The organism is Geobacter sp. SVR, from assembly GCF_016865365.1.
Lineage (GTDB): Bacteria > Desulfobacterota > Desulfuromonadia > Geobacterales > Pseudopelobacteraceae > Pelotalea.
In genome coordinates this window covers 946,216-966,938 of sequence record NZ_AP024469.1, presented here as the reverse complement: position 1 = coordinate 966,938, position 20,723 = coordinate 946,216, and the positions used below count along the sequence as shown (strand labels likewise).

Annotated in this window: 20 protein-coding genes and 1 riboswitch; of the genes, 14 read left to right on the top strand and 6 right to left on the bottom strand. The window is 59.1% G+C overall.

Features of this window, described 5'->3' with window-relative positions; translation table 11 throughout:
- The first annotated feature begins 35 nt into the window (after positions 1–35).
- From GSVR_RS04565 to rpoD, 10 genes are all read left to right on the top strand, one after another.
- Positions 36–1,586, top strand: coding sequence for a bacteriohemerythrin (locus GSVR_RS04565; RefSeq protein WP_173196080.1), 1,551 nt, complete (start codon positions 36–38; stop codon positions 1,584–1,586).
- On the top strand, positions 1,583–2,206 hold the full coding sequence (gene hisH, locus GSVR_RS04560) for an imidazole glycerol phosphate synthase subunit HisH (protein ID WP_173196082.1): 624 nt from the start codon (positions 1,583–1,585) through the stop codon (positions 2,204–2,206). Before GSVR_RS04565 ends, hisH begins: the two co-directional genes overlap by 4 nt.
- Before the next feature lie 132 nt (positions 2,207–2,338).
- Positions 2,339–3,067: a 1-(5-phosphoribosyl)-5-[(5-phosphoribosylamino)methylideneamino]imidazole-4-carboxamide isomerase gene (gene hisA, locus GSVR_RS04555; RefSeq protein WP_173196084.1), complete on the top strand. Its 729-nt coding sequence runs from the start codon at positions 2,339–2,341 to the stop codon at positions 3,065–3,067.
- A gap of 75 nt (positions 3,068–3,142) precedes the next feature.
- Positions 3,143–3,904: an imidazole glycerol phosphate synthase subunit HisF gene (gene hisF, locus GSVR_RS04550; RefSeq protein WP_173196086.1), complete on the top strand. Its 762-nt coding sequence runs from the start codon at positions 3,143–3,145 to the stop codon at positions 3,902–3,904.
- A gap of 31 nt (positions 3,905–3,935) precedes the next feature.
- Positions 3,936–4,265 carry a phosphoribosyl-ATP diphosphatase gene (locus tag GSVR_RS04545; protein WP_173196088.1) on the top strand — a complete coding sequence of 110 codons (330 nt, stop codon included), beginning with the start codon at positions 3,936–3,938 and terminating at the stop codon, positions 4,263–4,265.
- Positions 4,266–4,406: 141 nt separating this feature from the next.
- Positions 4,407–4,604 carry a 30S ribosomal protein S21 gene (rpsU, locus tag GSVR_RS04540; RefSeq protein WP_173196090.1) on the top strand — a complete coding sequence of 66 codons (198 nt, stop codon included), beginning with the start codon at positions 4,407–4,409 and terminating at the stop codon, positions 4,602–4,604.
- 81 nt (positions 4,605–4,685) lie between these two features.
- Positions 4,686–5,129, top strand: coding sequence for a GatB/YqeY domain-containing protein (locus GSVR_RS04535; RefSeq protein ID WP_173196092.1), 444 nt, complete (start codon positions 4,686–4,688; stop codon positions 5,127–5,129).
- A gap of 93 nt (positions 5,130–5,222) precedes the next feature.
- Positions 5,223–5,714, top strand: coding sequence for a CvpA family protein (locus GSVR_RS04530; RefSeq protein WP_173196094.1), 492 nt, complete (start codon positions 5,223–5,225; stop codon positions 5,712–5,714).
- Positions 5,711–7,459 (top strand): DNA primase, encoded by a 1,749-nt coding sequence (gene dnaG, locus GSVR_RS04525; RefSeq protein ID WP_173196096.1) that lies wholly within the window; start codon positions 5,711–5,713, stop codon positions 7,457–7,459. Before GSVR_RS04530 ends, dnaG begins: the two co-directional genes overlap by 4 nt.
- A gap of 29 nt (positions 7,460–7,488) precedes the next feature.
- Positions 7,489–9,237, top strand: a complete 1,749-nt coding sequence (gene rpoD, locus GSVR_RS04520; protein ID WP_173196098.1) for an RNA polymerase sigma factor RpoD — start codon at positions 7,489–7,491, stop codon at positions 9,235–9,237.
- 102 nt (positions 9,238–9,339) lie between these two features.
- Here rpoD and proB read toward each other — a convergent pair whose 3' ends face one another.
- The 5 genes from proB to GSVR_RS04495 form a co-directional block, all read right to left on the bottom strand.
- On the bottom strand, positions 9,340–10,461 hold the full coding sequence (gene proB / locus GSVR_RS04515) for a glutamate 5-kinase (RefSeq protein WP_173196100.1): 1,122 nt from the start codon (positions 10,459–10,461) through the stop codon (positions 9,340–9,342).
- Between the two features lie 245 nt (positions 10,462–10,706).
- Complete coding sequence (gene obgE, locus GSVR_RS04510) at positions 10,707–11,723, bottom strand: GTPase ObgE (RefSeq protein ID WP_173196103.1); 1,017 nt, start codon at positions 11,721–11,723, stop codon at positions 10,707–10,709.
- A gap of 144 nt (positions 11,724–11,867) precedes the next feature.
- Positions 11,868–13,049: a recombination-associated protein RdgC gene (rdgC, locus tag GSVR_RS04505; RefSeq protein ID WP_173196105.1), complete on the bottom strand. Its 1,182-nt coding sequence runs from the start codon at positions 13,047–13,049 to the stop codon at positions 11,868–11,870.
- A gap of 248 nt (positions 13,050–13,297) precedes the next feature.
- The gene (locus GSVR_RS04500) at positions 13,298–13,999 is read right to left on the bottom strand and encodes an LrgB family protein (RefSeq protein WP_173196107.1); all 702 of its coding nucleotides are present in this window, start codon (positions 13,997–13,999) and stop codon (positions 13,298–13,300) included.
- Positions 13,986–14,408 (bottom strand): CidA/LrgA family protein, encoded by a 423-nt coding sequence (locus GSVR_RS04495; protein WP_173196109.1) that lies wholly within the window; start codon positions 14,406–14,408, stop codon positions 13,986–13,988. Before GSVR_RS04495 ends, GSVR_RS04500 begins: the two co-directional genes overlap by 14 nt.
- Positions 14,409–14,505: 97 nt before the next feature.
- Here GSVR_RS04495 and GSVR_RS04490 point away from each other — a divergent pair, with 97 nt between their 5' ends.
- A complete protein-coding gene (locus GSVR_RS04490) occupies positions 14,506–15,393 on the top strand; it encodes a LysR family transcriptional regulator (protein WP_173196111.1) in 888 nt (295 codons plus the stop codon).
- 241 nt (positions 15,394–15,634) lie between these two features.
- Positions 15,635–16,312, top strand: coding sequence for a cytochrome c3 family protein (locus GSVR_RS04485; protein WP_173196113.1), 678 nt, complete (start codon positions 15,635–15,637; stop codon positions 16,310–16,312).
- A gap of 99 nt (positions 16,313–16,411) precedes the next feature.
- Here the strand turns inward: GSVR_RS04485 and GSVR_RS04480 are convergent, their stop codons facing one another.
- Complete coding sequence (locus GSVR_RS04480; RefSeq protein WP_173196115.1) at positions 16,412–16,855, bottom strand: surface-adhesin E family protein; 444 nt, start codon at positions 16,853–16,855, stop codon at positions 16,412–16,414.
- 231 nt (positions 16,856–17,086) lie between these two features.
- Positions 17,087–17,254, top strand: a riboswitch (M-box (ykoK) riboswitch).
- Between the two features lie 371 nt (positions 17,255–17,625).
- Here GSVR_RS04480 and GSVR_RS04475 point away from each other — a divergent pair.
- A complete protein-coding gene (locus GSVR_RS04475; RefSeq protein ID WP_173196117.1) occupies positions 17,626–19,359 on the top strand; it encodes an ABC transporter permease subunit in 1,734 nt (577 codons plus the stop codon).
- 12 nt (positions 19,360–19,371) lie between these two features.
- The gene (locus GSVR_RS04470) at positions 19,372–20,685 is read left to right on the top strand and encodes an AAA-associated domain-containing protein (RefSeq protein ID WP_173196119.1); all 1,314 of its coding nucleotides are present in this window, start codon (positions 19,372–19,374) and stop codon (positions 20,683–20,685) included.
- Positions 20,686–20,723 lie beyond the last annotated feature (38 nt).

The following is a 20,723-nucleotide window of genomic DNA, read 5'->3' as shown; positions in this document are numbered from 1 at the left end:
GCTACCACACGCCAGACCATTGAAAGGAAAGATCGATGTCATTTACCATGCGCATTATCGTCGGCAACGCTGTCAGTATCCTCCTCACAGTTGCGGCAATTGCGGTCCTGAATCCGCAGGGCCAGCTCTGGCTGAATGCGCTGATCGGCACAGTGGTGCTGGTCGTGATGTCGATCCTGCTGGGCTTTCTCAGCAGCAGCGCTTTCAGGCCGTTGGCCGGCATAATCACTGCGCTTGAGAAAGCGGCTGCCGGCGATCTCTCGGTGCGAGCCGATGTGACCGGCGGAGAGGAATTCGTACGGCTTGCCAATTCCTTCAATACCATGATGACCGATATGAACAAGGCCATGCGCCAGTTCTTTTCCGTTGCTGATACGGTGCGTGACTCGGTGGTGATGGTCCGCTCCACCACCGACGCCATGGCGGCCGCCGCCGAAGACGTTGCCACCCAGGCCAGTACCATCGCCACTGCCAGCGAAGAGATGTCGGCCACTTCCAGCGATATCGCCCGCAACTGCCTGTATGCTGCCGAAAGCGCCCATAAGGCGACTGAACAGACCCACAGCGGCTCCCAGCTGGTTCAGAGCAGTTCCCACCTGATGGAAAACATCGCCAACCGGGTGAATATATCGTCCCAAACCGTCGAGGGGCTGGGGCAGCGCTCCGACCAGATCGGCGCCATCGTCAACACCATCCAGGACATTGCCGACCAGACCAATCTTCTGGCTCTGAACGCAGCCATCGAAGCTGCCCGGGCAGGCGAGCAGGGGCGTGGGTTCGCGGTGGTTGCCGATGAGGTCCGGGCTCTGGCGGAACGCACCACCAAGGCGACCAAGGAAATCGCTGCAATGATCAAGGCGATTCAGAACGAGACACAGAGCGCCGTCAACTCCATGTCGGAAGGGGTCGACGAAGTCAAACGCGGCACCGCCGAAACCGCCCGCTCCGGTGAGGCCCTGGAAGACATCCTCAACAAGATCAACGACCTGACGATGCAGATCAGCCAGGTTGCCACTGCTGCCGAGGAGCAGACCGCCACCACCCAGGAGATCACCAACAACATCCAGCTGATCACCGATGTCGTCAATCGCAATGTGGAAAACGCCCGGCACACCACTCAGGCCACCACTACGCTGGCACAGCAGGTCGACGGCCTGCACGAACTGGTCGGGAAATTCCGCCTCTCCAAGGCCCTGGAATGGGACCCGTCGTTTGCGACCGGGGTCGGCAAATTCGACGATCAGCACAAGGTGCTTTTCAACATGGTCAACGATCTGGCCGACGCCATGCAGCAGAAGAAGAGCAAGGAAGCGATCGGCCGGGTGCTGAATGGATTGGCCGAATATACCGTTAATCATTTTGCCGAAGAGGAACGCAGCTTTGCGGGATATCCCGATGAGGCCACCCATAAGGCACATCACAAAAAACTGGTCGATCAGGTGGTCGACCTGATCGGTAAATTCAACTCCGGCACTCCGCTCATCGCACAGGATGTGATCAACTTCCTGCAGGACTGGCTGATCAACCACATCAAGGGCGTTGATAAGGGCTATGGCACCTACATCAACAGGAACGGCATCAAATGATCACCATCGTCGACTATGGCATGGGCAATCTGCGCTCGGTGCAGAAAGGCTTCGAAAAGGTTGGCTCTCAGGCGGTCATCACGGCCGACCCGCGCATGATCCTGGAGGCGGAGAAAATCGTGCTGCCCGGTGTGGGCGCTTTTCGCGACTGCATGCGCAATCTGGAACAGGGGGGGTTCGTTGAACCGATCCTGAAGGTGATCGGGGAGGGACGCCCGTTCCTGGGGATCTGCGTCGGCATGCAACTGCTCTTTACCGACAGTGTCGAGTTCGGCCTGTACCGAGGCCTGGACGTGATCCCCGGCCATGTCCTGCGCTTTCCGGAAGGAATGCGGGAGAATGACGAGGAACTGAAGGTCCCCCACATGGGCTGGAACCAGCTCAGCTTCAGCCGGCGTCCGCCGGTATGCGAAGGGATAGAGGATAACGCCAACGTCTATTTCGTTCATTCGTATTATGTCCGTCCGGATGATCCATCCGTCGCCGCTGCCACCACCAGCTACGGCATCGAATTCTGCTCGGCCGTCTGGAAGGACAACGTCGTCGCCACCCAGTTCCACCCGGAAAAGTCGCAGGCTGTAGGGCTGCGGATACTGAAGAATTTCGCCGCAATGAAATAAAACAGAAGTATTGGGACGCGGATGTTCGCGGATACGACGGATTCACGCGGATTTACCTTTTTCCTTTTATCCGTGTCAATCCGCTAAAATCCTGCTTTTTCCGCGTTCCATTGCTTTGAAAGGTAACTACCGATGCTCGTCATACCTGCCATTGATCTGAAAGAAGGAAAATGCGTCCGCCTTGAACAGGGGCTGATGGACAAGGATACGGTGTTCAACGACAACCCGGCCGCGCAGGCTCTGGACTGGCAGAACCAGGGGGCCGAACTGCTGCACCTCGTCGATCTGGATGGCGCCTTTGCCGGCGAACCCCGCAACCGGAGCGCCATCGAGGCCATCGTCAAGACCATCGCCATTCCGGCACAGCTCGGGGGGGGCATCCGTGATCTGGCCACTATCGAGGCCTATCTCTCGCTGGGGCTCTCGCGGGTTATCATCGGTACCGCGGCACAGCGCAACCCCGAACTGGTGCGCGAGGCCTGCGCCAGCTTCCCCGGCAGAATCGTGGTAGGGATCGACGCCAAAAACGGATTGGTGGCGGTACAGGGCTGGGCCGAGGTGACCGACACCACCGCCGTGGACCTTGCCCGAAAATTCGAGGACTTCGGCGTCTCTGCCATCATTTACACCGACATCAGCCGCGACGGAATGCTGCAGGGCCCCAACCTCGATGCCACCAAAACGCTGGCCGAAGCCATATCGATCCCGGTCATCGCCTCGGGGGGTGTCTCCTCACTCGACGACATCAGGAACCTGATGGCAATCGAGCAGAGCGGCGTCACCGGCGTGATCACCGGCAAGGCGGTCTACACCGGATCGATCAGGCTGGCCGAAGCCATTGCACTTACAAAAGCAGGTTGAGGTCCAGGTTGAGGTTGAGAATGAAGTTCTCTTGACCTTAACCTCAATCTTAACCTGCGTTTCGGAGAAACGCGCATGTTGACCAAACGCATTATACCCTGCCTGGATGTCAAAGGGGGGCGAGTCGTCAAAGGGGTGCAGTTCCTGGAACTGCGTGACGCCGGCGATCCTGTCGAAATCGCCGAAATGTACGACCACCAGGGTGCCGACGAGTTGACCTTCCTGGACATCACCGCTTCCAGCGATGAGCGCGACACGATCGTGGATGTGGTGCGCCGCACCGCCGAGCGGGTCTTCATGCCGCTGACCGTCGGCGGGGGCATCCGCACGGTGGAGGACATCCGCCGCATGCTGAATGCCGGTGCTGACAAGACCTCGATCAATACCGCAGCCGTGCACCGGCCCGAATTTGTCCGGGAAGCCGCGGAACGCTTCGGTTCCCAGTGCACAGTGGTGGCCATTGATGCCCGGCGTGTTCCGGGCGAGAACCGCTGGGAAGTTTACACCCACGGGGGACGTAAAACGACCGGTATCGACGCAGTCGAGTGGGCGGTCCGGATGGAGTCCTACGGGGCGGGAGAGATTCTCTTGACCAGCATGGACTGCGACGGCACCAAAGACGGATATGATCTCGACCTGACCCGTGCGGTGGTGGACGCGGTTTCAATACCGGTGATCGCCTCCGGCGGGGTCGGCAATCTGGAGCATCTTTACGACGGCTTCACGCGGGCCGGCGCCAGCGCCTGCCTGGCTGCCTCCATCTTCCATTACCGCGAGTACACCATCGGGGAAGCCAAACAGTTTCTCAGCGACCGTAACGTGCCGGTCAGATTGTAATTCGCACTCCCGGTGCAGACAGGACCCACCAATGAATCAGCCCCCGCAACATATCCTCGATGCCGTTTATCAGGTGATTCTCGACCGCAAGGCCAATCCCGGGGAAAACTCCTATACTGCCTCGCTGATGCGGAAGGGACTGGACACGATTCTCAAGAAGGTGGGCGAAGAATCCACCGAGCTGGTGATCGCCGGCAAAGGGGGTGCGCGCCGCGAGATCGTCTGCGAAACCGCGGACCTGTTTTTTCACACCCTGGTGCTGCTGGGATACCACGAGATTCCGCCGGAGGAGATATTCGGGGAACTGCGACGCCGTTTCGGCACATCGGGCATTGAGGAAAAGAACTCCCGTCCGTCCTGAGCAGGCTATCCTATTGTAAATTCCGTTTTTATCTTGACAATATTCCCATAGCTGCTATGTTATATAACTCGCATATTTTTTACGTCACGGCGCAGTACGATCGTCTTGGCAGTCACTTCACAATGGGGGGAGGGATACTGGATGCCGGGAGTAAAAATCAAGGAGAGCGAACCGTTTGAGCTCGCCCTGAAGAAATTCAAGAAGCAGTGCGAAAAGGCAGGCATTCTCTCCGAAGTTCGTAAACGCGAACATTACGAGAAACCAAGCATCAAGCGCAAGAAAAAGGCCATTGCCGCTCGCAAGCGTGCCCTCAAGAAACAGCGCAAGATGATGGACTAGTAAGACATTCTCCTGCCCTTTCATGGGGCAGGAGATACTTTTTCCGACTTTGAAACCGTACGCGGGGGACCCAAAGCACGCATGGCCCTTAAGGAAGAATTAACCGAAGCGATGAAACAAGCCATGAAGGCGCGGGATGACCTGCGCCTTTCGGCTGTCCGCATGATCCGTTCGGCGGTGAAGAACCGCGAAATCGATCAGATGCGGGAACTGGACGACCAGGGCATCATCGAGGTCATCTCCTCCCTGGCAAAACAGCGCCGCGAATCGATCCGCCTCTATCGTGAGGGAAACCGGGAAGATTTGGCCGCCAAAGAACAGGCGGAACTGGATGTCCTGCTGGGCTTCCTTCCGCGCCAGATGGAAACAGCCGAACTGGAACAATTGGTCGAACGTATCATCAGCGAGACCGGGGCAGCCGGCCCCAAGGATATGGGCATCGTCATGAAGGCGGTGACCCCGCTGACCGCCGGGAAGGCGGACGGCAAGGTTGTCAGCGACATTGTCAGACGACGCCTTTCCTGACGCACGCTATTGCCCGACATCGGCATATCCGTCCATATTTGAGGGGCTATCGCTATGATCGCCCCTTCTTTGTAATTGTATCAAGGCACTTCGATGAACCTTTTTGACATCGTCATCCTGGTGATCCTGGCTTTCTTTGCCCTGAAGGGGCTGTTTCGCGGACTTGTCAACGAAGCGTCGTCGCTGGCAGGTCTGATCCTGGGTGGATGGCTTGCGTATCATTACTATCCGTCCCTTTCGGCTCCGATACACGCAATCCTGCATATTCCGGCGCATGTGGCCGCCTTTCTGGCCTTCATGCTGCTGTTGCTGCTGACGGGATTCATCGCCCACATCCTCGGCAACATCATCACGGCCGCCCTGCGGGTCGTCATGCTGGGCAGCCTCAATCGCCTGGGGGGGCTCCTGATCGGTGCCGCCGAAGGCGTGCTGCTGCTGAGCATGTTATTCTGTATTGCCACAGCGGATTTCATGCCGCTCAAGCTCAAGCAGAGGATCAACAGCTCCGATTCGGCCAGTATGTTCGCCCAGTTGGGCAACAGAATGATCGCCGCTTGGCGGGAAAAACCGGGTGTGCGGCCATGATCCCGGAAGAGAAGGTGCGCGAGGTGATGGAGCGGCTCTCCATCGTGGAGGTCGTGTCCGATTACGTGCAGTTGCGTCGTGCCGGCGCCAATTACACCGGACTCTGCCCGTTTCACGCCGAGAAGACCCCATCATTCAACGTGAATCCGGCCCGGGAGATCTTTCATTGCTTTGGGTGCGGCACCGGGGGCAACGCCTTCTCCTTCATCATGAAGATCGAAGGGCTGAGTTTTCCGGAATCGGTCAAGCTGCTGGCCCGCAAGGCCGGGGTTGAAATCGAGGAACGCCAGCTGACGCCGGCCGAAAAGCAGGCCCAGAGCGAACGGCAGACATTCCAGCGCATCAACGATCTGGCTGCCGGCTATTACCGGACGGTTCTTGAACAGAAACCGGAGGGTTCGATTGCCCGTTCTTACCTGGAACAGCGCACTGCCCGGGGGGAGATTGCCGAAACCTACCGGCTCGGTTTTGCTCCGGATCGCGGCGACGGCTTGGTTCAGCATCTGAAAGCCAGCGGCATCCCACTGGAAACCGCCCTGAAGCTGGGCATCATCCGGAAAAGCGACCGGGGCTGGTATGATCTGTTCCGCAACCGGCTGATTTTTCCGATCCGGGATGCCAAAGGCCATGTGATCGCCTTTGCCGGCCGGGTGCTGGATGCTTCGCTGCCCAAATACATCAACTCGCCCGAATCGCCGATCTACCACAAGAGTTCGGTGCTGTTCGGGCTGGACCTAGCCCTGCCGGCCATCAGGACCGAGAACAGCGTCATCCTGGTGGAGGGCTACTTCGACCACCTGGCCCTGTACCGGGCCGGCATCCGCAACGTGGTGGCCACCTGCGGCACCGCCCTGACATCGCATCACGCCGGGCTCATCAAGCGGCATGCGGCCCGGGTGTTTACCCTGTTCGACAGCGATGCGGCCGGCCGCAAGGCGACCATCCGTTCGATGGAGCTGTTCCTGGAGCAGCGCCTGCCGGCCTATGTCATCACGCTGCCTTCCGGCGACGATCCGGACAGCTTCCTGGCCGGCAACACGGTCGAGGCCTTCCGCACCTGCCAGACAAAGGCCCGGCCGGCTTTCGAGTTTTTTGTACAGTCGATTTTGGCCAGCACTCCACTGGACAGTGTAGATAGCAAAAGACGAATCATAGACGAGATTGTTCCGACTTTTAAAAAAATTACTAGGCCTCTTGAAAGAGATTTATACGAAAAAGAAGTTTGCCGTTTATTGGAAATTCCAATTCATACTTTTCGTAAAGCTTTGGGAGGTATAACTCTTTCCTCACAAGATTTAGTTAGCGACAAAAGCCACCCACATAAGCGAGGCGATTCAACGCAAGAAATGATGCTTTCGCTCATGGGGTTATACCCAGAAGCGAGGGCAGAAATCATCTCATATGGAATAGACAATATTTTTAGCGGACAATATCAAGAAATTGCTAATTTTATTGCTACAGTCCCCGGTGATGAGAATTCGAAAAACCTCCAATTACTGATTGATAGTCTAGAAAATCAAGAGCATAAGAACTTGCTCACAAAACTACTTGTTTCAGAAGAACACTTGGCAGGCGTTAACTGGCATACAGTACTTGAAGACTGCTTACGCGCAGTTAAAAAGAAATCTCTTCCTTCAATTCAAAGTCTGACTGCCAAGTTGAGAGTACTGGACCAGGACAGTGCAGAATATATAGCATTACTCCATGAAATTAATGACATAAGCATGAGAAAATCAAAACTGTAGCCATGAACGACTGCATTTGAGGTGAGAGAATGGCAAAGAAAAACATGGATGAAGTAAAACAACTGATCGATCTCGGCAAAGAGAAGGGCTTTCTGACCTTTGACGAGGTTAACGATATACTGCCCCCTGACATTGCCACCGAGCAGATCGATGATGTCATGGGCATGTTCGGTGACATGGACATCGAGATCGTCGACTCCACGCAGAAAGTCAAGATCCCCAAGCTGAAGATCGACATGGAAGAGGACGAGGAGGGGGAAGGCGAAGCCGAAGAGGTCGAGTTCGAGCCCGGCTCCATCGGCCGCACCAGCGACCCGGTCCGCATGTACCTCAGGGAAATGGGTTCCGTGTCGCTCCTGACCCGCGAGGGCGAGGTCGAAATCGCCAAACGGATCGAAGAAGGGGAGCGCGACGTTGCCAGCGTGATTCTCAACACCCCCATCACGATCCGGGAAGTGGTGCTGCTGGGCGAAAAACTGCGCAAATTCCAGATCGGCGCCTCGGAGATCAGCAAAGAGGTGGAAGAAGAGGTACTGGAAGAGGACGAGGAAGATGTCAACAAGCTGCGCATTCTGGAGGTGATTGACGCCATTGCCGCCGGAGACCAGGAACTGGTTGCCATCAACGAGGCCATGGAAAGCGCCAAGTCAGCCGCCAAGAAGAAGGAACTGGAGAAGAAGGCCCGCGAGACCAAGGAGCATCAGGCCACGCTGCTGACCTCCCTGCGGCTGAAAGACCGGCACATCACCAAGATCGCCGAACGCCTCAAGGAGCTGTCCTTCAAGGTCGATCGCCTGATGAAGGAAATGGCCGACCTGGAAACGCTGATACCCTCCGACAAGCTCAAGGCGCTGATGGAGAAATACCTGCGCGACGAGGAGAAGGCCCCTGCCGAACTCAAAAAACTGAAGCTGAACGCCGAAGACACCGATGTGCTCGACAAGCGTCTGGTGGCAGCGGCCGAGAAGCTGCAGAAGATCGAACAGGAATCGGGCTTCAAGGCCAGCGAGCTTTCTACTGCATTGCTGGCCATCGAAGAGGGTGAAAGCAAGGCCCGCATCGCCAAGTCGGAGCTGATCGAGGCCAACCTGCGCCTGGTGGTTTCGATTGCCAAAAAATACACCAACCGCGGCCTGCAGTTCCTCGACCTGATTCAGGAGGGCAACATCGGCCTGATGAAGGCGGTCGACAAGTTCGAGTACCAGCGCGGCTACAAGTTTTCCACTTACGCCACTTGGTGGATCCGCCAGGCCATTACCCGCGCCATTGCGGACCAGGCCCGTACGATCAGGATCCCGGTGCACATGATCGAAACCATCAACAAGCTGATCCGCACCAGCCGTCAATTGGTCCAGGAAAACGGCCGCGAGCCCTCCCCCGAGGAGATTGCCGAGCGGATGCAGCTACCGCTGGACAAGGTGCGCAAGGTGCTCAAAATCGCCAAGGAGCCGATCTCGCTGGAAACTCCCATCGGTGAGGAGGAGGATTCCCACCTGGGAGACTTCATCGAGGACAAGGCCGTGGTATCACCGATCGAGGCGGTCATAAAGGCAAACCTCTCCGAGCAGACTTCGAGGGTACTGTCAACCCTGACCCCTCGTGAGGAAAAGGTCCTGCGGATGCGCTTCGGCATCGGCGAAAAGAGCGACCATACCCTGGAAGAGGTGGGCCAGGACTTCGAAGTTACCCGCGAGAGGATTCGTCAGATCGAGGCCAAGGCCCTGCGCAAACTGCGTCACCCCAGCCGCAGCAAAAAGCTGAAGAGTTTCGTGGAATAGCGAATACAGCGGAAGCACCATGTAAAAAACCGGTTACCGGCTTATGCCGGCAACCGGTTTTTTTAATTTCGACGGAGTGATTAAAAAGATTTTCCAGAGAAACTACAGCATCACCAGATTGTCACAGTGCACCACCACATCGCTGTAGCGGTACCCCAGGATATCCTCGATCTCGCCGCTCTTATGCCCCGCCAGCCGGGCGATCTCGCTGCCCGAGTAGTCCGACAGTCCCCGGGCGAATTCCTTTTCGTCCAGTCCGCAGATCCGTACGCAGCCCCCCCGGTCGAAGCGCCCCTCCACCCGTACGATCCCCGACGGCAGCAGGCTTTTGCCCTTTTTCAGCAGCACCTCCCGGGCACCGTCGTCCACCACGATCCGGCCGGCCGGCTTGAGGGTATAGGCGATCCAGTGCTTGCGGCGGTTCAGCCCCGAGTCTTCGGGCAGGAACAGGGTGCCGACCTCCTTCCCCAGCATGACCGCAGCAATGATCCCTTCCCGCTTGCCCGGCACCATCACGGTTGCCACGCCGTTCCTGCCCGCCTTCTTGGCCGCCGCCACCTTGGTGGCCATGCCGCCGGTGCCGACGCCGGAGCCCGAGCCGCCGGCAGCCCGCTCGATTTCGCGGGTAACGGCCTTGACCAGCGGGATCAGCCGGGCATCGGGATCGCTGCGCGGGTCAGCGCTGTAGAACCCCTCGATATCGGTCAGGATCACCAGCAGATCCGCCTCGGCCACGTTGGTAACCAGCGCAGAAAGATTGTCGTTGTCACCGAACTTGATCTCGTCCACCACCACCGTATCGTTCTCGTTGATGACCGGGATGATGCCGAACCCGAGCAGGGCGTCCAGGGTGGCGCGGGCATTGAGAAAACGATGCCGGCTGGCCAGATCCTCGGAGGTCAGAAGCACCTGGGCCACCTTGAGTCCGTGGGGCGCCAGTGCCTCCTGGTAGGCCCGCATCAGGCGCGTCTGGCCGATGGCCGCTGCAGCCTGCTTGTGAGGTATGGTGCGCGGTTTCTCGGTCAGTCCCAGTTCCGAGCGGCCGGCAGCTACCGCCCCGGAGGACACCACCACCACCTGCAGCCCCTGGCGGCGCAGCAGGGCCAGATCATCGCTGATCCGCCCGATCACCGCCATGTCCAGGCTGCCGTCGCTATCGGTCAACACACGGCTGCCGATCTTGACCACCACCCGCTTGACCTTTTTAAGCAACTCCCGTCGCATCACACAAACTCCCTCTCTACAGGCTAAGGCCGACTGAATCCGTGAAGCATGGAAGCCGAAGCGAGCGTCATGCCGGGGCTCGATCGTCGCTGGATCCGCTTCATTCCGACAATCTCGCTTCACCTACGCTGGGATGCTTCTCATGCGGAAAACGCAAGAGCAGAGGCATGGGTAGCGAGTGAAGGCTGGAAGGCTTCACGGATTCAGGGTCTGAGAACTTCTTATCCCATCAACCTGCTGCAAACTCACCATGCTTCCTCAGCCCGCCCCCACAGCCGGCGGGCCACTTCGTCCAGCAGTTCGGGTATCCCTTCGCCGGTGGCGGACGATATGGGAAAGACCCGAATGCCCTGCCCTTCGAACCAGCTCCGAATCTCGGGCAGATGCTCGCGGGTCTCGGTCAGGTCCGTCTTGGTGATCACCACGATCTGCTCCTTGGCAGCCAGCTCGGGGCTGAACATGGACAGCTCGCGGGCAATGGCCGTGTACTCGGCCAGCGGGTCCCGTTCCGGCATCCAGGAGATGTCCACCAGATGCAGCAGAATCCCGGAGCGTTCCAGGTGCTTCAGGAAGCGGTGCCCCAGCCCGGCCCCTTCGTGGGCCCCCTCGATGATGCCGGGGATGTCGGCCATCACAAAGGAGCGCCGGTTCTTGTACTCCACCACCCCCAGGGAAGGTTTCAGAGTGGTGAAGGGATAATCGGCAATCTTGGGACGCGCGGCCGAGAGCTTGCTGATCAGGGACGACTTGCCGGCATTGGGCAGCCCCAGCAGGCCGACATCGGCCATCAGCTTCAGCTCCAGCCGCAGTTTGCGTTCCTCCCCCTCCTCCCCCGGCTGGGCGAACTTGGGGGCCTTGTTGGTAGCGGTGGCGAAGCGGGCATTGCCCTGGCCGCCGCGCCCCCCCTTGAGTAGCACGATGCATTGACCATCCTCGGTCAGGTCGGCCAGTTGGTCCCCGGTTTCGGCATCCTTGATCACGGTGCCCACCGGCACCTTGACGACCAGGTCCTCGCCGCCGGCACCGTGGCGGTTCTTGCCCATGCCGTTGTGCCCCTTTTCGGCGCGCTGGTGCGGCTTGTGGCGCAGCTCAAGCAGGGTCGAAAGACCGGACATGGCCTGGAAGACCACGTCCCCTCCCTTGCCGCCGTCACCGCCGCTGGGCCCGCCGAACTCGACGAACTTCTCGTGCCGGAAGGCCACGCACCCGGCGCCGCCATGGCCGGAGGATGCATACAGGGTTACTTCATCGATAAACTTCACGTTGAACCTCTTCTTCTAAATCAAATCGTTAATGGAACGCGGATTTTTGCGGATGCGGCGGATGTGCACGGTTCCGGGTAGGCTAACAGATGCTGAATTTGTTCAATCCGCGTGCATCCTCAACGACCCGGCTTTTTCCGCGTTCTATTCGGGTTGCTGTTTCCCGTCCAGCCACTCCTGGATCGCCTTCATGCGCCCGTTCCAGGCGTCACTCAGACGTTCCTGCAGAAACGTGGCGAACAGGCTGTCGAACATCTGCACCCCTTGCTCCAGCAGATACATGCGCTCATAGAAGGCTGCCTCGCGCTCGCTCATCTCCTCCACCGTGGCGTCGCGCTCGATGCGCACCTGAGGGCACTTGAACCCGGCAAAGCCGAAGGTTTCCCCTTTCAGGGTCAGTTTCCAGAGGTTCTCGTCCTTTTCCATGCAGATGGTGGCGCTGGTGATCTGCTTGCCCCCCTTGAGCGCCGAGATGGCTTCCAGGTAACTGTCCTGGGAGCCGGAAACCGACACCTTCTGGATGCCCCCCTCTTCTCCCCCACCCTGCAGCTGAATCTTATCGTCGATCCAGGCCGAAAAACGCTCGCCGGCCGTGAAATGGCCGGGGCGGCTGACTGTGAATTCACCCTCGCCGTTGACCCCGCGTTGCAGGAGCCACAGCATGAAGTCCCAGCCCAGCCACTGGTTGTCGCGGATCAGGGCGATGACCGAATCGGAGTTGGCCTGATTGGCACCCTCCAGCTTGTCCAAAAGCTGTCCTTCCAAGAGCATCCGGGCCCGGGCAAAAGGATGGATGGCCACCGGATGGAAGCCCTCGAAGCACTTGCGGAAGATGTCCTCGAAGCGCTCGACCACCTTGGAGCCCAGGCTGAACAGGGTCAACACGCCGCTTTTCTGGTCCCAGACCACATCCACGGTGGAGGGGACCGGCAGGCAGCGGCTCATCAGTTTCAACTGCACCTGTTCCTTGATCTCCTCGCGTTTCTTCTTGGGGGTGCGCCGCAGGTTGGGGTGCTGCGACAGGAAGGCACCTTCCTCACGGCCGGTATGGGATTTGAGCACCGAGGCCGGGATCTTGCGCTGGTCGCGCCGCAGGCTGAACACCAGGTAGTTGTCGCGCCAGAAATCCGAGGGTGCCGCAAAAGCTGCCTCATCGGGACGGTCCACCTGGACCCACCCTTCGGAAACTTCCTCGGTGGAGTTTTCAATGGACTGAAAGCCACGGCCGGCCAGTTTTTCGGAAAACCATTGGAATTGATCCTGCTTCGGCAGATCGCCGGTGACGGTAAATTGAGTGATGCTGACGGTATTGGCGTAGACTCCCATCTGAACTGATACATCCTTTCATCGGTATGGGTATGATTTTGAGCGGGGCATTATGGCACATTTTCGGGCAATGCGCCACGCTCAACTGCATCATGTGCCTCCGATGGAATATACATCGAACAGGAACTGAACAGCATTCCGGCCATCCGGGGGATAAGGGGGATCAGCCACAAAATACGGCGATGAATAGCAGAAGTCTCCCGCCCCATAGCACCGGGCTACAAGAGGCAGGTTGGGCACCATGCACATCAGTGCAGGATATGGGCAAGCAGCGGAGCAGCCAGGACATTGAGCATGCCGACGAGCACCATGACGAGCCCTGCAATGGCACCGATTTCCCCGTCAATCTGGTGCGCCTTGGCAGTACCAGCCCCGTGGGCGCCCATGCCGAAGAGCGCCCCTTGCGCCAGAACAGATCGCAGCGGCAGGCAGTTGAGCAGCCCCTCCCCCATCGCCGCACCCAAAACGCCGGTAATTACCACGAACACAGCGGTAAGCGCCGGTGCACCGCCGAGATCGCCTGAAACGGTCATGGCAAAGGGGGTGCTCAGGGAGCGCGGCAGCAGACTCAGACGTACGAGATCACTCAGTCCGAACAGACGCGCCAGTAGCCATGAAGAGACTATCGCCGTGATACTCCCCACCAGTACTCCGACGAGTAGCGGCAGCCAGTGCCGACGTATCAGCATGCGCTGTTCGTAGATCGGAACGGCAAACGAGACCGTTGCCGGGGCAAGCAGGGCGACCAGCCAGTGCGTCCCCCGGCTATACTCCCGATAAGTCACATGAGACGCGAGCGCAGCCATGATCAACAGCAGCGGCGCCACCAACAACGGCGACGACCACCAGCTGGGCCAGCGGCGGTACAACGCTTTCCCGAACATGTAGAGCGCAATGGTCAACACTGACCACCATAGCGCCCTGAACAGCCAGTCGCTACTCTGCGACATCGGCATGCCCCTTCCCGGCGACGCTCAGGCGAAAACAAACGTCCATGACCGTTGCCGTGACAATCATGACGATCAGCGTGCCCAGCACGATTACCGCCAGGATCTTCAGCCCCAGCAGACCGAGTAACTCCGGATGATCCAGCACCGCCAGCACTGCGGGCACGAAGAAGAGAAGCATCTCGGCCAGAAACCACTGCGCTCCGCGGCGCACCGTTCCAATGCTGAGCCGCCCGCTTCCCAGCAAAGCGAGCATGATGAACAATCCTGCAATAGCTCCGGGAAGCGGCAGCCCGGTCCAACGCACGATAATCTCGCCGCCCAGCCAGAAGCCCAGAATGAGAAGCGCCTGAAACAACCGGCTGGAACGACAGCGCCGCCGCCAAACGCTCATACGTCGATACCTGTTCATGGAAGCTCCTTTCGCTTGCTTGATTGCATCATAGGGCGAATCATGCTATTCGTAAAATGAATTTTATGACTCGAAATAATTCAGAAATGGAATAAAAATGGAAATCCGGACATTGCGGGCATTGGTCGAGGTGGTTCGTCAAGGGGGTTTTTCGAGAGCCGCCAGGACGGTGTTTGCGACTCAATCGACAGTAAGCAAGGCGGTCAAACAGCTGGAAGATGAACTGGGGCTCCGGTTGCTCGAACGGATCGGCCACCGCAGCAGGCTGACGGAGGCCGGCGAAATCGTTTACCGTCGCGCCTTGACGATCCTGGCGCAGGCCGACGATTTGAAGATAGAATTGGAGGAATTGCGGAATCTTGCGGGGGGCACCCTGCGTCTGGGATTTCCCTTGATTGGCAGCAACACCCTTTTTGCCCGCTGGTTTGCCGCCTATCGGAGCCGCTATCCGGATGTGGACATTAAACTGGTGGAGAATGGCAGCAAACGCCTGGAAGAACTGGTACTGGCCGGTGAACTGGACCTGGCCGCTTCGCTGCTGCCGATCAGTGAAGAATTCGAGTGGCAGGAGGTGCGACGGGAACCGATTGATCTCCTGCTGGCAGCCGACCATCCACTGGCTGAATGCGACACGCTCGCCTTCGAAGAGTTGGCTGATATGCCGTTTATCCTGTACGGACCGGAGTTTGCGCTCAACCCCATCATTTTGGAGGCGTGCCGGGCAAGCGGCTTCACGCCCAGCGTGGCGACCCAGTCGAGCCAGATCGATTTCATCATCGAGCTTGTGGCCGCCAAGCTCGGCGTTGCCCTGCTGCCACGCTTGATCGCCGAACAGCGGCCGCATCCCCTGACGAAACGCGTCGCAGTCGGGCACCCCGCGATCTACTGGCACATGGCCCTGGTCTGGCGGCGCGGCGGTTATCTGTCGCACGCGGCACAGGCTTGGCTGGCGCTGGCAGGCTCCCCCGAGGTTTACGGGGGATGAGTGTTCCGAACACCTGACAACGGAACAAGTACCCTGACATATGCTGAATGTCGCTCGGGTTCAGCCTGTCTTGTATTTTTCCTACCCCCGGGTATTCTTTTACTGTCACTTTTGCGCTACGTCGAGCCGCGGATGGTCATGACCGGAAATTGACAGGCAAATGAAGAAACAGCGCAGTTGTGGGTGTATACCATTCACGGATCGGTGAGGGCGTTTCCGCCTTTACCGGAGGGGAGGCCGAATGAAAAAGACCCTTGCCGCTTTGATGCTTGCTCTGCCTGCAGTCATTTTTCAGATGCCCGCCTCTATGGCTGATGCACAGGGGACCATCGATCCTTCCAACGGCAAGCCCTGCCATCAATGCCATCGGAGCAAGATTACCGGCCGGTACGTGCACGAAGCGGTGGCCGGCAAAGAATGCACCCCCTGCCACCAGACCAGGCCCGGCAACCATCAGAGCGATCACAGCCTCTATGCCGTCAAGGACAGGAGTGCCACACTGTGCTACGAGTGCCACGATAACCAGTCAAACCAAAAGAGCGTGCACCCTCCCATCATGGCGAACGAATGCCTTGGCTGCCACGCCCCCCATAATTCGCCGCACCGGAAACTGCTCAGGGCCAAGCCGGAAAAACTCTGCTTCGAATGCCACGATTGCGCGCTGGTAAAAGAGCGGGAAACCACCAAGACCGGATTCCGCGACGGCACGCAGAATCTGCACTACCTGCATGCCGGCAGGAAGGGCGCTGCCATCCCCTGTCTCACCTGCCACGATGCCCATGCCAGCCAACAGCTTTACCTGATGCGGCCGAAGGGAGCCAAAGGCGCGGAAGCGGTTACCATCACCTACACCGCCACGGACAAGGGGGGGAACTGCACCACCAGTTGCCACGACTCCCTGGGATACCAACGCGACTAAGCACTTCGGGCACAAAAGGAGCGGGCCGGACAACTATCCGGCCCCTTTACCCAGCCTGCATGCCTTTGGTCAGCACTCAGCCAGCAGCGCTTCATCTGCCTACCGCGGGCACTCCGCATTTGCCACCATTTCCATGAGCGAGTCCGGCTGGATCTTTTCCCATTCCGCCACGCCCGACATGTCCACGTTTCTGATCTCCGCCCCCTTGCTGTTGTAATGGGTCACCGTGCGCAGTTTGTTGATCATGTCGCTGCAATTGGTATCGTGCACGTAGATGGTGTAGGCGAGGTCGTCAAAGCCCTGGGGGTATTTCAACAGCTCCAGCGCATCCGCCTTTCCCTTGGCGGTATAGGCAATCCTGGTGGTAACGGTGATGATATTTCCGTTTTTCTTCACGTTTGCCTTGTCATAGGAGTTTTGTGAATCCTTGTCGCCGAACAGCACCTGCCATTGCGGCCGGCTGCCCGCCGGAGCATCGACCGGCACGGCCTGTGCCGCGACCAGCAGCAATGCTCCACCCGCGATACCTTTCAGGATGTTCATGGTATCCTCCCGCATGCTTTACTTGAACTGTATCACCTTGCGCATGCTGTGCAACAGCCGGACCTTTCACGCTTTTGTCACCATCCGCTCGCGGCGTCACGCATGAGGACTGAATGCTCTCTCCGGGAGATCCTGTTGCACCGAGTCCGCATGAAGGTGACCGCGTCAGGAAGTATCCGGCTTGCTGCTGAAAAGCGTTGACTTTATCCATCGCAGGGTAGTAGTTACATGATAGTTCCTCGTTAGCATGAGGCGTTTGCACAAACACAGGCTACTGCCCGGAAACGTCGAAAGACGCCAATGGGTAGACCAGGTATTGCCGGATTAAGGCCTTACCCAAGGTAGCTGGTCAGATGACCTACGTTGTGCACTGCTGAAAACCTACGAGTGGGGAATTGAGGCGCGTTATCGTCCGGCCACGGTTCTCCCGTGGCCTTTTTTTATTTGGAATACGAAAAAAAACGAACGAAAGGTGGTGGTTATCCCCTTTGGACAGTCATAGTCGCTGTTACATCTCCAACATCCCGTCACTCCCGAGTTGATCGCCCGGCACCCCCACGCTTCCTCCCTGCTTTGGCCGAAAACCGCGGATGTGATCGGATAAACGCAAAAGGGGGGGAATCCTGTTATTCCTCCGATACCTGCACACCACCATACCGTTGCGCACGGCCCTCACGGTCGCAGTTCTGCCGCCCGAAGGGGGACGTTCTGCGCAATGAACCGCGACAGCAGCCGCACCGTCATGGATATGCCACGACCACGTGCAATGGATGGAATACATGGAAACCTCGAACAATCGAAACCTGAAGCTGCGTATCAATCTCTGGGACCTGGTGGCTTTCTTTCTCGTCATGGGCATTATCACACTCATGGCCTGGGGAAGCCGGCAAATGGCGGTCCCCTATACCCCCGGGGAACAGCTCCCCCTTTCGCTCGCCCCTCAGAATCTGCCTCTGTATGCCCTGCGAAGCGTGCTCCGCATGGCTGCGGCCCTGGTCTGTTCCCTGCTGTTCACCTTCACCTATGCCACCCTGGCAGCTAAAAGCCGGCGCGCGGAAGCCGTGCTGATTCCTGTTCTCGACATCCTGCAATCGGTGCCGATATTGGGATTCCTGTCGATCACGGTAACCGGCTTCATCGCCCTGTTCCCCGGCAGTCTGCTGGGGGTCGAGGCAGCCTCCATCTTTGCCATCTTCACCTCCCAGGCCTGGAACATGGCCTTCAGCTTCTATCAATCGCTCCGCATCGTTCCCCGGGAACTTCAGGAAGCATCCATCCTGTTCGGACTTTCCCCCTGGCAGCGTTTCTGGAGGCTGGAAGCACCGTTTGCCACCCCGGGGCTGATCTGGAACACCATGATGTCGGTCTCGGGCGGCTGGTTCTTCGTGGTGGCCTCGGAGGCTATCACCGTGGGCAAGACAGCCGTGACGCTTCCCGGTATCGGCTCGTATGTGGCTCAGGCCATCCGGGACAAGAATTTGAGCGCCATTGCCTGGGCACTCATCACCATGCTGGTGGTCATCCTCATCTATGACCAGCTCCTGTTCAGACCTTTGGTGGCCTGGGCGGAAAAGTTCAAGTTCGAACTGGCCGAAAGCCAGGACACCGCCTCGTCGTGGGTGCTTACCCTGTTCAAAAGAGCCGGGTTCCTGCGGGCCGTACTGCAGGAAGCCGATCGGGCGTGGTCTTTCCTGGCCGAACGGTTGCCACGACCGCCGCGCCGGCCGGCACGCCACCCGCGGCCATCCCGGCTGCGGAACGGCTTGCAGGCAGCCGTATGGCACATCGGCCTCTGGGGCGGCATTGCGGCGGGGATATGGCTCCTGGTCAGGTTCGTCGGTACCGGCGTTGACCGCTCCGAGATCGTCACGGTTTTCGTGCTTGGCCTCATCACCCTGGTGCGCGTCATGGTTCTGCTGGTGCTGGCGTGCCTGATCTGGGTGCCGCTGGGGGTGATGATCGGCCTCAATCCGCGCTGGTCGACGAAGGTACAGCCGCTGGCCCAGTTCCTGGCGGCCTTTCCGGCGAACCTCTTCTTCCCGGTGGCGGTCTTCCTGATGGTCCGCTATCGGCTCTCGCCGGAGATCTGGACAGCGCCGCTCATGATCCTGGGAACCCAGTGGTACATTCTCTTCAACGTCATAGCAGGGGCGGCTGCCATTCCCACCGACCTGCGCGAGGCAGCCCGCAACCTGGGCGTCACCGGATGGCGCCTCTGGAAACGGCTGCTGCTGCCCGGCATCTTCCCTGCCCTGCTGACCGGGCTGGTGACCGCCTCCGGAGGCACCTGGAACGCCAGCATCGTGGCGGAAGTGGTCAACTGGGGAGATACCAGGCTCACGGCCACCGGCCTCGGGGCCTACATCGCCCAATGGACCGAAAAGGGGGACTACCCCCATATCGTTCTCGGCATCGCGGCCATGAGCATCTACGTGGTGGCGCTCAACCGTTTTGTATGGCGGCGACTCTATACCACCAGCCAGACCAGATATCGCCTGGATTGAAAGGAACTGACCATGGAAGCGTTACAAGGGAACAATACGCTGCTTAAACTTACCGATGTCAGGAAGTCATACAAGAAAAGCGAGGGGGACGAACATCTGGTTCTCGACGGCGTCAATCTTGCCATCGCCGAAGGGGAGATCGTTGCCCTGCTCGGCCGCTCCGGCTCGGGCAAATCCACGCTGCTGCGCATCATCTCGGGTTTGACGCAGCAGGAGGGGGGCGAGGTCCTGTACTGCGGCAAGCCGGTGGATGGCCCGGTGGAGGGGCTGGCCATGGTGTTTCAGACCTTTGCCCTTTTTCCGTGGCTGACCGTGCTGGAAAATGTGGAGCTGGGCCTGGAGGCCAGGAGGGTTCCCCGCGAGGAGCGCCGCCGCCGGGCCCTGGCCGCCATCGACCTGATCGGCCTGGACGGATTCGAGTCCGCCTACCCCAAGGAACTGTCCGGCGGGATGCGGCAGCGGGTCGGCTTTGCCCGTGCGCTGGTTGTCGAACCGACGCTGCTCCTGATGGACGAGGCCTTTTCCGCCCTGGACGTACTTACGGCGGAGACGCTCCGCACCGACCTGATCGAGCTCTGGCTGGAGCGCCGCATTCCCACCAGGGGCATCCTGCTGGTTTCCCACAACATCGAGGAGGCGGTGCTGCTGGCCGACCGGATCGTGATTCTCGGGAGCAATCCGGGGCAGGTAATCGCGGAAATGGCGGTGCCGTTGCCGCAGCCACGCGACCGCGAAGCACCGGCGTTCCGCCAGATCGTCGATGAGGTCTATGCCCTGATGACCAAGCGTCCCCGTGGCGCCAAAGTGGAGGCGGTACCGCTCTCCTCCCGCCTCCCGGAGGCGCATGTCAACCAGTTGGCCGGCCTGCTGGAGGCGCTGGCGGCCGAACCCTACAGCGGCAAGGCCGATCTGCCCGAGCTGGCCGACCAGATGGGATTCGGCGTGGATCAGCTCTTCCCGCTTCTCGAAGCGCTCGACATCCTTGCTTTTGCCCATATCGAAGGCGGAGATGCCGAACTGACCCCCTCGGGCAAAAGCTACGTCGATGCCGATATTCTACGGCGCAAGGAGATATTTGCCGAACATCTCATCAGGCACGTTACCCTGGCGGCCCACATACGCAAAGTGCTCGATGAGCGCCCCGGCAACCGGGCCAGGGAGGACCGCTTTCTGCGGGAACTGGAGGATTTCTTGAGCGAGGATGAAGCGGAACGGGTGCTGCAGGTGGCCATCGAGTGGGGTCGCTATGCGGAGCTTTTTGCCTATGAGGAGAGTTCCGGCATCCTCAGCCTGGAGAATCCGAGCGGTTCAACCGAAGAGCCATAGGATTCCGGCCTCCACCTGCCGCTCCCCTCTGACGGCCA

Excerpts from the sequence above, each read along its gene's own strand:
- GSVR_RS04535 (WP_173196092.1), top strand. The coding sequence starts at position 4,686 with ATGGCCCTTAAGGAAGAATTAACCGAAGCGATGAAACAAGCCATGAAG.
- GSVR_RS04475 (WP_173196117.1), top strand. The coding sequence starts at position 17,626 with ATGGAATACATGGAAACCTCGAACAATCGAAACCTGAAGCTGCGTATC.
- GSVR_RS04565 (WP_173196080.1), top strand. The coding sequence starts at position 36 with ATGTCATTTACCATGCGCATTATCGTCGGCAACGCTGTCAGTATCCTC.
- hisA (WP_173196084.1), top strand. The coding sequence starts at position 2,339 with ATGCTCGTCATACCTGCCATTGATCTGAAAGAAGGAAAATGCGTCCGC.
- GSVR_RS04530 (WP_173196094.1), top strand. The coding sequence starts at position 5,223 with ATGAACCTTTTTGACATCGTCATCCTGGTGATCCTGGCTTTCTTTGCC.
- rdgC (WP_173196105.1), bottom strand. The coding sequence starts at position 13,049 with ATGGGAGTCTACGCCAATACCGTCAGCATCACTCAATTTACCGTCACC.
- GSVR_RS04545 (WP_173196088.1), top strand. The coding sequence starts at position 3,936 with ATGAATCAGCCCCCGCAACATATCCTCGATGCCGTTTATCAGGTGATT.
- GSVR_RS04500 (WP_173196107.1), bottom strand. The coding sequence starts at position 13,999 with ATGTCGCAGAGTAGCGACTGGCTGTTCAGGGCGCTATGGTGGTCAGTG.
- GSVR_RS04485 (WP_173196113.1), top strand. The coding sequence starts at position 15,635 with ATGAAAAAGACCCTTGCCGCTTTGATGCTTGCTCTGCCTGCAGTCATT.
- GSVR_RS04470 (WP_173196119.1), top strand. The coding sequence starts at position 19,372 with ATGGAAGCGTTACAAGGGAACAATACGCTGCTTAAACTTACCGATGTC.
- proB (WP_173196100.1), bottom strand. The coding sequence starts at position 10,461 with ATGCGACGGGAGTTGCTTAAAAAGGTCAAGCGGGTGGTGGTCAAGATC.
- hisF (WP_173196086.1), top strand. The coding sequence starts at position 3,143 with ATGTTGACCAAACGCATTATACCCTGCCTGGATGTCAAAGGGGGGCGA.
- rpsU (WP_173196090.1), top strand. The coding sequence starts at position 4,407 with ATGCCGGGAGTAAAAATCAAGGAGAGCGAACCGTTTGAGCTCGCCCTG.
- rpoD (WP_173196098.1), top strand. The coding sequence starts at position 7,489 with ATGGCAAAGAAAAACATGGATGAAGTAAAACAACTGATCGATCTCGGC.
- GSVR_RS04480 (WP_173196115.1), bottom strand. The coding sequence starts at position 16,855 with ATGAACATCCTGAAAGGTATCGCGGGTGGAGCATTGCTGCTGGTCGCG.
- hisH (WP_173196082.1), top strand. The coding sequence starts at position 1,583 with ATGATCACCATCGTCGACTATGGCATGGGCAATCTGCGCTCGGTGCAG.
- GSVR_RS04490 (WP_173196111.1), top strand. The coding sequence starts at position 14,506 with ATGGAAATCCGGACATTGCGGGCATTGGTCGAGGTGGTTCGTCAAGGG.
- dnaG (WP_173196096.1), top strand. The coding sequence starts at position 5,711 with ATGATCCCGGAAGAGAAGGTGCGCGAGGTGATGGAGCGGCTCTCCATC.
- GSVR_RS04495 (WP_173196109.1), bottom strand. The coding sequence starts at position 14,408 with ATGAACAGGTATCGACGTATGAGCGTTTGGCGGCGGCGCTGTCGTTCC.